The organism is Streptomyces sp. DvalAA-43 (assembly GCF_900091725.1).
Classification (GTDB): Bacteria; Actinomycetota; Actinomycetes; order Streptomycetales; family Streptomycetaceae; genus Streptomyces; species Streptomyces pulveraceus.
The window spans coordinates 464,804-478,024 of the sequence record NZ_FMBW01000044.1 but is presented as its reverse complement, the minus strand read 5'-3'; the positions used below and the strand labels follow the sequence as shown (position 1 = coordinate 478,024).

Here is a 13,221-nt window from a genome sequence, read left to right as displayed (position 1 = left end):
GTACGGGCCGGGCGTCGCCGGGAGATCCCGGACGCCGGGGTTGCGGTTGCCGCAGCGGCAGCTTCTACCGTCCTGACCAGGGCCGGCCCGGCGCAGGCTCGTCGGTCTCCCGCGCCCCCACGAGCGGCAGGGAGCGCTCAGGCTGCTCACCACCGCTCTGCCGGTCACCGCCCGACGGCCGGATGACGGGCGGGCGGCGTCCGCTGCCGGGGCGGACGCCCGCCCTAGGCGGCGGGCGCCGACCGGCCCCGGTCATCGGCGAACCGCCGCCCCCTTTCAGGCCGTGGCCCCTTCCGACGCGTCCCCGCCGTCCGCGCCCTCGGCTGCGGGTGCGGTGCGCAGGGTCAGCAGGGCGGCGAGGCCACCGGCCACGGCGAGGGCCGCGGCTCCGAGGAAGGCGGCGGAGAAGCCGTTGGTGAGGGCCACCGGGTCCCCGGGCTCACGGGCGCCCTGCGCGGCGGCGATCGCGGTCATGGCGGCGAGGCCGAGGGCGGAGCCGACCTGGTAGCTGGTGTTGACGATCCCGGAGGCGAGGCCGCCCTCCTCCGGACGGGCGCTGGAGAGCGCGGTGCCGAGCGACGGGATGAACGCCAGCGACATGCCCACCGCCGAGAGCAGCGAAGCGGGCAGGACGTCGACGAGGAAGTTCCCGTCCGGGCGGGCGAGCGAGAGCCAGAACATGCCCGCGCCGAGCGCGAACAGCCCGATGACGATGAGCGGCTTGGGGCCGAACCGGGAGATCAGGCGCGGCGCCAGCACGATCATCATGATCATGATGGCGACGGTCATGGGCAGCAGCGCGGAGCCGGAGGCGAAGGCGCCCAGTCCCAGGACCTGTTGCAGGTAGAGGTTGAGGAAGAACCACATGGGTATCCACGCGGCGGCCATGAGGAGCTGGGCGATGTTGGCACCGGCCAGGTTGGGCGCCCGCCAGATACCCAGCCGCATCAGCGGTTCGCGCCGCCGGGACTGGATCGCGACGAACGCGCCGATCAGCGCCGCGCCCGCCAGCAGAACCAGCCAGGTCTCGGCGGAGCCCCAGCCGGTCTCGGGGGCACGGACCACGGCGTAGACGGCGGCGGCCAGCCCCGCCGTGACGGTGACCGCGCCGGCCAGGTCGATCGAGCCGCGCCGTCCGGCGCCCGAAGGCATGACGGCGGGCGTGAGGGCCAGGACGATCAGGGCGACGGGGATGTTGATGTAGAACACCCAGGGCCAGCTGGCGTACTGGGTGATGACCCCGCCGAGGAAGACTCCGGCGGTGCCACCGGCCGGGGCAGCCGCGCCGTACAGCGCGAAGGCCTTCCCCAGCTCCTGGGGCCGCGAGCCGAAGAGCGTCATCAGCAGGGTGAGGGCGGACGGGGCGATCAGCGCGGCGCCCACGCCCTGCAGGGCCCGCCCGGTCAGCTCGACCCAGACCTCACCCGCGAGGCCCGCGGTCAGCGAGCCCGCGGCGAGGACGACCCATCCGGCGCTGAACAGGCGCCTGGCGCCGAGCAGGTCCGACAGCCGTCCGCCGAGCAGCAACAGCCCGCCGAAGGCGACGACATAGGCGTTGAACACCCACGACAGGTTCTCCTGGGAGAAGCCCAGGTCGGTCTGCATCTCGGGCAGGGCCACACCAATGATCGACGTGTCCATGATGACGATGAACTGGGCCAGAGCGATCAGCGCGAGCGCGGACCATCTCCGCGAATCGGTTGACGCGGCGGGTGGAGCCGACATGGCCATAGCAGGCGCTCCTATACGGGAGGGGGGTATCTATGGATCGCGAATATACCCCCTAGGGGTATCAATGGCCAGCACTCGGCAGCACCCGGCGGCGCCCGGCGGCACGGGACGGGCGAAGGAATCCGGCCGAAGTCGAATGACCCGCCGACCCTCCGTTCGATAGCCTGGCCACAGGAGTTGACAGAACGTCAGATACTCCGGCAATCAGATGCAACCCGTACGGAAAAGGGCAGTCATGACAGAGACGTATCGCGCCGTGGAGTTCTCGGAGTACGGAGGCCCCGAGGTCTTACGCGTGGTGGACCGCGAGATGCCCCGCCCGGGTCCCGGGCAGGTGCTGGTGGAGGTCCGCGCCGCCGGGGTGAATCCGCTGGACTGGCAGCTGCGCAGCGGGGCCGTCGCGGCGATGATGCCGGTGGAGTTCCCCTCGGTGCCCGGCGGTGACGTGGCCGGTGTCGTCGCGGAGACCGGTCCGGACGTGACCGACTTCGCCGCGGGCGACGAGGTCTTCGGTTCGATCGGTTCCGGCGGCTACGCCGCGTTCGCACTGGCGCCCGCGGCCCAGCTCGCGCGGAAGCCCGAGGGCGTGCCCTGGGAGGTCGCGGCCGGGCTGCCGGTGGCCGTCAACACGGCGTACCAGGTCCTCGCGGACCTCGGGGTGAAGGCCGGGGAGACCGTGGTCGTGGACGGGGCGGCCGGTGGCGTCGGTTCGGTGGCCGTACAGATCGCCAGGCATCTCGGCGCGACCGTGATCGGTACCGCCGGCGAGCACAACCACGCCTATCTGCGCTCGCTCGGCGCCGAGCCCGTGACGTACGGCGAGGGGCTGGCCGAGCGGGTTCGCGCCATCGCCGCGCAGGGTGTGGACGCGGCGTTCGACGCCGCCGGGAAGGGCTCGCTGCCCGCGCTCGTCGAGCTGACCGGCGGACCGGAGCGCGTGGTCACCATCGCCGATCACCGGGCGGCGGAACACGGAGCGCGCTTCTCCTTCGCGGGCCCCGACGCGATCCGCGAGCGCCTTGAGCGGGCGGCCGCACTGGTAGTGAGCGGCGGACTCACCCTGTCCGTGGCCCGGACGTACCCCCTGTCCCGGGCGGCCGACGCCCACCGGGAGAGCGCGGGCGGCCACGTGCGCGGCAAGCTGATCATCGTGCCGGACTGACACCGGTACGTCACGCACCGCACAACAGGCAGCACACAGCGGACCTCTCCATGAATCCACTAATTGCGAAATTCTGCAATTCACTACATGCTGTGGGTGGTCGCGCCCACAGGTAGCCGTGGGCGCGACCACCAGGGCGCCCCGGGAACCGGGGTGGTGAAGGGAGTCCGAGGACCGTGCCGGTTCCGCTGTACCAGGCCAAGGCCGAGTTCTTCCGGATGCTCGGACACCCGGTCCGCATACGCGTGCTGGAGCTGTTGCAGGACGGCCCGATGCCGGTACGGGATCTGCTGGCCGCGATCGAGGTGGAGCCGTCGACGCTCTCCCAGCAACTGGCCGTGCTGCGCCGCTCCGGCATCGTGACCTCGGTCAGGGAGGGCTCGACCGTGCTGTACGAGCTGTCCGGCGGGGACGTGGCGGAGCTGATGCGGGCCGCGCGCCGGATCCTGACCGAGATGCTGGCCGGACGGAACCAGCTCCTGGCCGAACTGCGGGAAGCCGAGGTCGCGACGGCGTGAGTACCGTGCTCGCCCGGTCATGGGACCGGGTCGCTTCCCTGCTGCCGGCCCGCGCCGACCTCGTGGTCATGGGCCGCGATCCGCGTCGGGATCTGCTCGCCGGTCTGACCGTGGCGATCGTCGCGCTGCCGCTCGCGCTGGGCTTCGGGGTCTCCTCCGGGCTCGGCGCCGAGGCGGGGCTGGCGACCGCCGTGGTGGCGGGCGCGCTGGCGGCCCTGTTCGGCGGCTCCAACCTCCAGGTGTCCGGGCCGACCGGGGCGATGACGGTGGTGCTGGTCCCGATCGTGGCCCAGTACGGGCCGGGCGGGGTGCTGACGGTCGGACTGATGGCCGGCGCCCTGCTGATCGTGCTCGCGCTGCTGCGGGCCGGACGCTGCATGCGCTACATCCCGGCGCCGGTGGTGGAGGGCTTCACGCTCGGGATCGCCTGTGTCATCGGTCTCCAGCAGGTGCCGAACGCACTGGGGGTGGCCACGCCGGAGGGCGACAAGGTCCTGGTGGTGACCTGGCGCGCGGTCGAGGAGTTCGTACGCGCCCCGAACTGGACCGCCGTCGCCCTCGCGGCGGGCGTGGCGGCCGTGATGCTGCTGGGCGCCCGGGTGCGGCCCACCGTGCCGTTCTCCATCGTCGCGGTGGTCGCCGCCACCCTCGCGACCCAGCTCTTCGACCTGCGCCGGGCCGCCCCGATCGGTGAGCTGCCCGCCGGGCTGCCCGCGCCCTCCCTCGGCTTCCTCGACCTCTCCGCGCTGGGGTCCCTGCTGGCCCCGGCCGTCGCGGTCGCGGCGCTGGCCGCGCTGGAGTCGCTGCTGTCGGCGACCGTCGCGGACGGCATGACGGTCGGTCAGCAGCACGACCCGGACAAGGAGCTGTTCGGGCAGGGCATCGCGAACCTGGCGGCCCCGCTGTTCGGCGGGGTGCCCGCCACCGCGGCGATCGCCCGTACCGCCGTCAACGTCCGGACCGGCGCGGGATCGCGGCTCGCCGCCCTCACCCACGCCGCCGTCCTGGCCGTGATCGTCTTCGCCGCCGCCCCGCTCGTCTCCAGGATCCCGCTGGCCGCGCTCGCCGGGGTGCTGCTGGCGACCGCGATCCGGATGGTGGAGGTCGGTTCGCTGCGGGCGATGGCCCGTGCGACCCGCTCGGACGCGATCGTGCTGGTGCTGACGGCCGCCGCCACGCTCGTGCTCGACCTGGTGTACGCGGTGATCACCGGCCTGGTCGTGGCGGGCGCCCTGGCGTTGCGGGCGGTCGCCGCTCAGGCCCGGATGGAGCAGGTCGACTTCAGGGCGGACCTGCCGGGCGAGCACAGCGAGGAGGAACACGCGCTGCTGGCCGAGCACATCGTCGCGTACCGGATCGACGGGCCGCTGTTCTTCGCCGGTGCCCACCGCTTCCTGCTGGAGCTGAGCGAGGTCGCCGACGTCCGGGTGGTGATCCTGCGCCTGTCGCGGGTGTCGACGATGGACGCCACCGGCGCCCTGGTCCTCAAGGACGCCGTGGAGAAGCTGAACCGGCGCGGCATCGCCGTGCTGATCTCCGGCCTCCGCCCCGGTCAGCGCCAGGCCCTGGAATCGGTCGGCGCACTGGACGTGCTCCGGCGGGAGGGCCGGGAGTACGCCACCACGCCCGAGGCCATCGCCGGGGCCCGCGCCCATCTGCGCCGGGCCGGGGTCCTGCCCGGCGCCCCTGATGCCGCGGAGGCCGTCCGGTGAGCGGTCGGCTCGACGCCCTGCCCCTGCGGCACGTGCTGACCCTGCCCGCGATGGGCCCGGCCGTACGGATCGCCCGCGAGACCACCGAGCAGGTCCTCACGGAGTGGGGCATCGTCCGGCACCATCCCGCCGTGGATCCGGCGCTGCTGATCCTCTCCGAGCTGGTCACCAACAGCGTCCGGCACGCGGCCCCGCTGTCCCCCAACCTCACCGTGATCTACGCGGCGGGCCAGGACACCTTCGCGTTCGCCGTCCACGACCGCCACCCGTACCAGCCCCCGTTGCTGTCGGCGGTCACCCGGACCGGCGGCGGACTGGGCACCGTCATGGAGCTCACCCTCGGCCTGGGCGGCACCGCGGTCGTCCGGGGCGACGCGGACGGCAGGGGCAAGAGCATCTGGATCACCCTCCCCCTGCGAACGCCCTCGCACAAAGCCTGATACGAACACCACACAGCACCGACCGCACACCTGAAACAAGGAAAACCATGAACGACGTGACCGAGACGCCGCCGCCGTGCCCCGAGTGCTCCGGCGTGTACACCTACGAGATGGGTGCGCTCCTGGTCTGCCCCGAGTGCGGCCATGAGTGGTCGCCCGCCGCCGAGCCCGCGGGCGAGGGCCCGGCCGCAGGCATCAAGGACGCCGTCGGCAATGTGCTCGCCGACGGCGACACCGTCACCGTGATCAAGACCCTGAAGGTCAAGGGCAGCCCGAGCGGCATCAAGGCAGGCACCAAGGTGCGCAACATCCGCCTCGTCGACGGTGTGGACGGCCACGACATCGACTGCAAGGTCGACGGGTTCGGCCCCATGCAGCTCAAGTCCAGCGTGGTGAAGAAGGCCTGACCCGCGTCTCCGGCCCGCCAGGGGCTGACGAGGACGGTTCCCGCGTTGATAATCTTGGCAATTCCCGAAGTCATCACGCCGGTGTGAGGGCGCGAGGATGTCCTCATGGTGAAGAGTCTTGGGTGGATGCGATGCACGGTGCACGCACGACAGCGGCCGTCCGGCATCCCGGCGGCCCTCGTGGGCGCGGGGCGGGTGCGGTGAGTACGCCGCTGTACCAGCTGAAGGCCGAGTTCTTCAAAACGCTGGGTCACCCGGTACGGATCAGGGTGCTTGAGCTCCTGAGCGAGCGGGAGCACGCCGTCTCCGAGATGCTGACCGAGATCGGCGTGGAGGCGGCCCACCTCTCCCAGCAACTGGCCGTCCTGCGTCGCGCCAACCTCGTCGTCCCCCGCCGGGAGGGCTCGGCCGTCTACTACTCGATGACCGATCCGCAGGTGGCGGAGCTGTTGCGGGTCGCCCGGAGCATCCTGTCCGGCGTACTGGCCGGTCAGGCCGAACTACTGGCCGACCTCAAGGCCGCCGAATCCGCCACCGGACGCCCCGAGACGTCCTGAGGCTGTCCCGCCGTCCCTGACGCCGCCCGCCCGCCAGGGATTCCAGGGCAGCCCTTGGACGACCCACGCCTCCGAAAGACCGGAAAGGGCTCTCCGACCCACGTCGGAGGGCCCTTTTCCGCGGGGCCGATCGAGCCGCGGCATGTCCGGAGTGCCGGCTCTCCGACCTGGGCCGACGATCCGGCATCTGCCGGGTGAAGCGCCGCAGGACGGCAGCGCTCGGCTCCCGTCGACGCGGAGCCCGTACCGGTGGACTGCCCGCCGCCCGCCGCCGGACCCCGCGCGCGGTCCGTGCGCGCGCGGTCCGTGCGCCGCCCGCCCGCGCAGGGTCTGCCCGCCCGCGCAGGGTCCGCCCTCCCCCGCAGGGCCGGCAGAGTCGTCGGAAAGCAGTTGTGTCCAACCTCTTGCCGGGTCCACCCGATCTCCCTAATGTGAACCTTCAAATTCCCAGGAAGCACGTACAGCACGCTCCGTTAGGGCAGATTTTTGAACGATCAAATCCATCAGCTCCCCGAAGCCGCCACCCATGCGGCTCCCGGTCCGACCCCCGGACCGGCTCCCGCCCGCGGTCCGATGGCGGGTTACCTCGACTACGCCAGGGTCGGCCCGCTCTCCCGCCCGGCCGCCGCCGCACTCGCCGACGCGACCGCGCTCGCCGCACGCGTCGACCCCGCCGACCTCGACCGGATGTTCGCCCTCGGCGACGCCGCCCTGGCCTCGGCGGCCCGGCTGCTCGACGCCCGTCCGCACGAAATCGCCCTCGCCCCGTCCACCAGCAACGGCCTGTTCACCGTGGCCGCCGCACTCCAAGGCCCCGGCACCGTCCTGGTGCCCCGTGGCGAGTTCCCCGCCAACCTCTACCCCTGGCTCCGCTTCTCCGGCCGCGGCGGGCCCGCCGTCCGTCTCGTCGACCCGGCCGGGCAGCGCCAGATCACACCCGACCTCCTGCGCCGCCACCTCACGCCCGATGTCACCGCCCTCACCGTCAGCGCCGTCGACTCGCTCACCGGCCACCTGGCACCGCTCGCCGCCCTCAAGGAGGTCCTCGGGCCCTCCCGGCTGCTGATCGTCGACGCCATCCAGGGCCTGGGCGCCGTCGCGCTCGAAGCGGATGCCGCCGACATCCTCGTCAGCGGCGGCCAGAAGTGGCTACGGGCCGGCTGGGGAGCCGCACTGCTCCTGATCCGCGACCGGTGCGCCGACCGCCTCGTTCCCGGACTCGGCGGCTGGGCCGGCGTAGCGGATCCCTTCGCGCCGCGGCATCCGGCGCCGCCGCTGCCCGGGGCCGCCGCCCACCTCGCCACCAACCCGGACTTCCCGGCCGCCGCGGCCCTCGGCGCGGCGATCGACGCCCTGGTCGGCCAGGGTGGACCGGCCGTCGTCGGCGGCCGCATCCGCGCCGTCCTCGGCGAACTGCTCGACCGTGCGCGCCGGGCCGGTGCCGAGGTCCTGCTGGACGGGCTCGGGCCCCAGGAGCGCGGCGGCATCGGCGCTTTCCGGCTGCCCGGTCATGATCCCGCCTCCGTCCACCGCGCCCTCGAAGCGGGCGGGGTCATCACCACCCGCCGCGACGAGTGGATCCGGCTGTCCCCCCACGCCTCGACCCCCGACGCCGCGGCGGACCTGCTCACCGAGGCGCTGCGCGCCGTCACCCGCCCCACGTCCCACTCCACGTCCCACTCCCAGGAGCCCATATGTCCCACCAACTGAGCCGCCGCCGTCTGCTCCAGCTCGCCACCGCCTCCGTCGCCGGACTCGGCCTCACCGCCTGCGGCGACAACGGATCGGGCAGCGCCGGAGACGACGGCGACAGCGGCAGGATCACCGTCTGGAGCTGGACCACCGCGGCCAAGGGCCTGCGCAGCGTCGTCCCCTCCTTCGAGCGGGACAACCCCGGCATCGAGGTCGACGTCCAGGACGTCGGCAACCCGGCCATCTGGGACAAGATCACCGTCGGCCTCGCCTCGGGCGGCAAGGGCCTCGCGGACGTCCTGCACATCGGCGTCGACTACCTGCCCGGCTACCTGGACAAGTTCCCCGACGGCATCGCCGACCTGTCCAGGCTCGGCGCCGACACGTACGAGGACGCCTTCGCCAAGGGGCTGTGGCCGACCGTCATGGGCAAGGACAAGGCCGCCCACGCCCTCCCGTGGGAGGTCAACCCGCTCGGTCTCTTCTACCGCCACGACCACTTCGAGAAGGCCGGTGTCGACCCCGACGGCATCGGCGACTGGAACGACATGATCGCCGCGGGGTCGAAGATCCTCGACGCCACCGGTGTCCGGCTGCTCGGGCTCGACAAGACCGGCGCCACCCAGGACATGGACTTCTTCCAGAACCTGATGCAGCTCCAGGACGTCTTCTACTTCGACCAGGACGGGAAGATCACGCTCGCCTCGCCGGCAGCCGTCGAGGCCCTCACCCTCATCAAGCGGCTCAACGACGCCGGTCTGATCGCCGACACCGCGGGCCAGGGCACCGAGAAGCGCCTGCTCGGCCAGGGGAAGCTCGCCACCTACGCGGAGGCGGCCTGGGCCGTGGAGTATCTGGCCTCCACGTTCCCCGAGCAGAAGGGGAAGTGGCGCTCCATGCAGCCGCCCGCCGCCGTTCCCGGGGGCAGGCGCAACGCCATCGTCAACTCCACCTACCTGGCCGTCTCCGGCTCCAGCACGCGCCGCAGGGCCGCCTGGCGATTCATCGAGTACGCGCTCACCGAACCCGCCCGGATCAACCGGATGTTCGCCTCCGGCGGTGTCTTCCCCGCCCTCAAGGCGGCGTACGACGACCCGAGGTTCAGCGCGCCGCACCCCTTCTACGGTGGCCAGAAGGTGCTGAAGCCCTTCGTCGCATCGCTCTCCGCCGATGCCCGGCCCACCAACTTCACCGGCGACTACGCCCGCGCCCTCAAGTTCGCCAGCGACGCCCAGAGTCAGGTGCTCATCAAGGGCGCCGACCCGGCCGACGCCCTCAAGAAGGCCGCCGAGCAGCTTGCCCAGCAGACCGGTCGGCAGCAGGCGGTCTGACCACCATGTCCCTCGCCCCGTCCGAACCCGCTCCCGCCACCGCCGCCCCGGCCGGCCGCGGCACCACCGACCGGCCCGGCCGCACCCGCCCGGACCGCCGTCGGCTGCTGACCCGTACCTCCGTCCCGTACCTGCTGATCATGCCCGCCGTGCTGGGTTTCGCGATCTTCAAGGCGTACCCCATCGTCGCGTCGCTCTGGATCAGCCTCACCACCGGCAACGGCGCCGGCCGGCACTTCACCGGGCTCGACAACTACCAACGCCTGCTGAACGACCCGCTGTTCTGGACCGCGCTGAAGAACACCGCGCTGATCCTGGTCGTCCAGGTGCCGCTGATGCTCGGCCTCGCCCTGCTCGTCGCCCTCGGCCTCGACTCCACCAAGGTCTGGCTGCGCCCGCTCTGGCGGCTCGGCGTCTTCGTCCCGTCGCTGACCGGTCTGGTCGCCGCGGGCGTGATGTTCTCCGTGATCCTCAACCGCGACGCCGGACTGCTGAACTGGGTCCTCTCCCTGTTCGGCATCGACCGGGTGAACTGGCTCGGCAGCCCCTTCTGGGCCCGCGTCGGCGTCGTCCTCGTCATCACCTGGCACTACACCGGCTACAACGCGGTGATCTACCTCGCCGGCCTCCAGGGCATTCCCCAGGAGCTGTACGAGGCCGCGAAGGTCGACGGCGCGGGACCGGTCCGCCGCTTCGTCTCCCTCACCCTCCCCCAGCTGCGCCCGATCCTGCTCCTCACCGTGGTGCTCTCCACCATCGGCACCCTGCAGCTCTTCGACGAGCCGTACGTCCTCACCGGCGGCGGCCCCGACAACGCCACCTTGACGGTCACCATGTACCTCTACAACAACGGCTTCAAATACTTCGACTTCGGCTACGCCTCGGCTCTCGCCTACGCGCTCGCGCTGATCGTGGCCGTGCTCGGCTTCCTGCAGGTCCGCCTGATGGGAGAGCGCAAGTGAAGCGCCGCAGCGTCCTTTTCACCCTGCTCCTCGCGGGCGCCTTCGGGCTCTGCGTCGGCCCGTTCTACTGGCTGGCCATGGCCGCCACGCAGAAGAACAGCGACGTGTTCTCCTGGCCGCCGAAGCTGCTGCCCGGCGGTCACCTCATGGAGAACCTCCAGGGGCTCCAGGATTCCATCGGGCTCACCCGCGTCCTGTTCAACACCGTGCTGGTGGCGGGCGTACAGACGGCGGGCGCGGTCGTCGTCTCGGTCCTCGCGGGCTACGCCTTCGCCAAGTTCGAGTTCCGCGGGCGCAATCTCTTCTTCGTCCTGCTGCTCAGTACCCTCGTCCTCCCCGACACGGTGATGCTCATCCCGATCTTCGAGATGATGATGAAGCTGGGCCTGATCGACTCCTACCAGTCCGTCATCCTCCCGGGCCTGGTCACCCCGTTCGGCATCTTCCTGATGCGGCAGGCGCTGCGCTCCATGCCCGACGAACTCCTGGACGCGGCCCGCGTCGACGGCGCGGGCGAACTGCGGGTGCTGTGGCGGATCGTCATCCCGGTCAACCGGCCGGTCATCGCGGCGCTCGCGCTGTTCGTCTTCCTCGGCGGCTGGAACCAGTTCGTCTGGCCGCTGATCGCGCTGCGCAGCCCCGACATGTACACGCTGCCCGTGGCCACCGCCACCCTTCAGGGCCTTGCGACCACCAACTACGCACAGGTCCTGCTCGCCGCCGCCATCGCCGCCATTCCCGTGATGGCCCTCTTCCTCGTCCTGCAACGCCAGTTCATCTCCGGCCTGCTGGCCGGGGCCACCAAGGAGTGACCACCATGACCACCGGAACACCCGCGGTCCCGCAGCAGCCCGTCCCGGCCTGGCGCCCGAACACACCGGCCGCGGCGGCCCCCGGCCCCGTCGTCCACCGGCAGCTCGCCACCGGGCTGCGCCACTCCGCCGGCACCCCGCTCACCGTCCACCTCACCGGGCTCGGCTGCGACCGGCTGGAGACCGCCGTCACCCCGGTCGGCGACGGCGTGGCCCTGATCGAGGTCACGGCGTCGGCAGCGGCCACCGTCCACGCCGAGTGGCGGATCCCCTGCGTCGGGGCCACCGCCTACTGGACCCCGGACACCAACGCCTCCCGCTGGCTGCCGCCGTCCTGGATCGCCCCCCGGACCGTCTCGCTCGCCCTGGGAGCCCCCGTCGCCAGTCTGGTCGGCGCCGACGACCGCGCCCTGTGCACCGCGGCCGCCGGCGAGACCGCCGCGCCCGTGCGCGTCGGTGCCGGTGTGGTGGAGGAGAGCGGCGAATTCGCCTTCTCCGTCGAACAGGACCTCACCCCGGGCGGGCCGCCGCTGCGGCTGCGGATCGACCTCGGCGGCCGCCACTTCGCCGCCACCCTGCGGGCCGTCACCGCCTGGTGGGCCGAGGGCCTGGACCACCCCGGCACCGCCCCCGCCGCCCGGATGCCCGCCTACTCCACCTGGTACAGCCTCCACCAGAACGTCGACACCGCCGCCGTCGAACGCCAGGCCGCCCTCGCCGCGGACGTCGGCTGCGAGAGCATCATCGTCGACGACGGCTGGCAGACCACCGACCGTGCCCGCGGCTACGGCCACTGCGGCGACTGGGAGCCCAACCCGGAGGCCTTCCCCGACCCCGCGGCCCACGTCGCCGAGGTCCACCGGCTCGGCCTCGCCTACCTCCTCTGGTACGCGGTGCCGTTCATCGGCCGGCACAACGACGCCTGGGACCGCTTCCAGGGCATGATCCTGCGCGAGGAGCCCCATCTGGACGCGGCCGTGCTCGACCCCCGCCACCCCGAGGTCCGCGCCTACTTGATCGAGAAGGTCTCCCGTGCCGTCGAACAGTGGGACATGGACGGTCTGAAGCTCGACTTCATCGACCGCTTCGCCGTCACCGACCCCCCGCCCGCCCCGGCCGGCGCCGACCGCACCGCCGTCCACGAGGGCGTGCTCCAGCTGCTCGCCGACCTCGACACCCGTCTGCGCCGCACCCGGCCGAACGTGATCGTCGAGCACCGGCAGCCGTACGTCAGCCCGGGGCTGTGGCCGTACGCCACCATGGTCCGCGCCACCGACTGCCCGCTCAGCCCCGCCGAGAACCGCCAGCGCACCGTCGACTGCCGACTCACCGCGGGCCCGCTCGCCGTGCACGCCGACATGATCACCTGGCACCCCGCCGAGACGCCCGAGTCCATTGCCGTCCACCTCGTCAACGCCCTGTTCTCGGTGCCGCAGATCTCCGTCGACCTCGCCGCCCAGAGCACCGACCAGCTCGCCACCCTGCGCTTCTGGCTCGGCGTCTTCCGCCGGTACGCCGATGTCCTCCAGCTCGGCACCCTGGAACCCGTGCGCCCGGACCTCGGCTACCCCCTGGTCGTCGCCCACGACGACCGCACCACCGTGGTCGCACGCTACGCGCCGCTGCCCGTCGCCCTTCCGGACCAGCACGCCGCGGACGGTCCGCGGACCCTGCTCGTCGCCAACGCGGACGGCGATCCCGTGGTGCTGCTGACCGCCACCCGACCGGAACGGACCCTCGCCCGCGTCCAGGACTGCCGTGGTGAGATCCTGTCGGAGACCGTGCTCGACCTCGTCGCCGGTGTGAACTCGGTGACCGTGCCGACCGGTGGCCTGCTCACCCTGACCCGCGAGCACTGACGACCGGGGGCCGGGGGCGGCCACCGGCCGTCCCCAGC

Annotated in this window: 12 protein-coding genes; 11 read left to right on the top strand and 1 reads right to left on the bottom strand. The window is 72.2% G+C overall.

Annotated elements, in window-relative coordinates; genetic code table 11:
• Nucleotides 1-276 precede the first annotated feature (276 nt).
• Nucleotides 277-1,725 carry an MFS transporter gene (locus GA0115234_RS19005; RefSeq protein ID WP_237541508.1) on the bottom strand — a complete coding sequence of 483 codons (1,449 nt, stop codon included), beginning with the start codon at nt 1,723-1,725 and terminating at the stop codon, nt 277-279.
• A gap of 241 nt (nt 1,726-1,966) precedes the next feature.
• Between GA0115234_RS19005 and GA0115234_RS19000 the strand changes: the two genes are divergently transcribed.
• From GA0115234_RS19000 to GA0115234_RS18950, 11 genes are all read left to right on the top strand, one after another.
• Complete coding sequence (locus GA0115234_RS19000; RefSeq protein WP_093543152.1) at nt 1,967-2,893, top strand: NADP-dependent oxidoreductase; 927 nt, start codon at nt 1,967-1,969, stop codon at nt 2,891-2,893.
• A 176-nt stretch (nt 2,894-3,069) separates the two neighbouring features.
• Complete coding sequence (locus GA0115234_RS18995; protein ID WP_093543150.1) at nt 3,070-3,411, top strand: ArsR/SmtB family transcription factor; 342 nt, start codon at nt 3,070-3,072, stop codon at nt 3,409-3,411.
• 68 nt (nt 3,412-3,479) lie between these two features.
• Entirely contained in the window at nt 3,480-5,123 is a 1,644-nt protein-coding gene (locus GA0115234_RS18990; protein WP_237541548.1) for a SulP family inorganic anion transporter, read from the top strand.
• Nucleotides 5,120-5,563 carry an ATP-binding protein gene (locus GA0115234_RS18985; protein WP_093543146.1) on the top strand — a complete coding sequence of 148 codons (444 nt, stop codon included), beginning with the start codon at nt 5,120-5,122 and terminating at the stop codon, nt 5,561-5,563. Before GA0115234_RS18990 ends, GA0115234_RS18985 begins: the two co-directional genes overlap by 4 nt.
• A gap of 56 nt (nt 5,564-5,619) precedes the next feature.
• Nucleotides 5,620-5,970, top strand: a complete 351-nt coding sequence (locus GA0115234_RS18980; RefSeq protein WP_305123102.1) for a zinc ribbon domain-containing protein YjdM — start codon at nt 5,620-5,622, stop codon at nt 5,968-5,970.
• A 200-nt stretch (nt 5,971-6,170) separates the two neighbouring features.
• A complete protein-coding gene (locus GA0115234_RS18975; RefSeq protein WP_093543143.1) occupies nt 6,171-6,527 on the top strand; it encodes an ArsR/SmtB family transcription factor in 357 nt (118 codons plus the stop codon).
• 486 nt (nt 6,528-7,013) lie between these two features.
• Nucleotides 7,014-8,237 (top strand): aminotransferase class V-fold PLP-dependent enzyme, encoded by a 1,224-nt coding sequence (locus tag GA0115234_RS18970; RefSeq protein ID WP_237541506.1) that lies wholly within the window; start codon nt 7,014-7,016, stop codon nt 8,235-8,237.
• Nucleotides 8,222-9,550 carry an ABC transporter substrate-binding protein gene (locus GA0115234_RS18965; protein ID WP_093543139.1) on the top strand — a complete coding sequence of 443 codons (1,329 nt, stop codon included), beginning with the start codon at nt 8,222-8,224 and terminating at the stop codon, nt 9,548-9,550. The genes GA0115234_RS18970 and GA0115234_RS18965 overlap by 16 nt, the downstream gene beginning before the upstream one ends.
• Nucleotides 9,551-9,555: 5 nt before the next feature.
• Nucleotides 9,556-10,512 carry a carbohydrate ABC transporter permease gene (locus GA0115234_RS18960; RefSeq protein WP_093543137.1) on the top strand — a complete coding sequence of 319 codons (957 nt, stop codon included), beginning with the start codon at nt 9,556-9,558 and terminating at the stop codon, nt 10,510-10,512.
• Nucleotides 10,509-11,324, top strand: a complete 816-nt coding sequence (locus tag GA0115234_RS18955; protein WP_093543135.1) for a carbohydrate ABC transporter permease — start codon at nt 10,509-10,511, stop codon at nt 11,322-11,324. Before GA0115234_RS18960 ends, GA0115234_RS18955 begins: the two co-directional genes overlap by 4 nt.
• 5 nt (nt 11,325-11,329) lie before the next feature.
• The gene (locus GA0115234_RS18950) at nt 11,330-13,183 is read left to right on the top strand and encodes a glycoside hydrolase family 36 protein (RefSeq protein WP_093543133.1); all 1,854 of its coding nucleotides are present in this window, start codon (nt 11,330-11,332) and stop codon (nt 13,181-13,183) included.
• Nucleotides 13,184-13,221 lie beyond the last annotated feature (38 nt).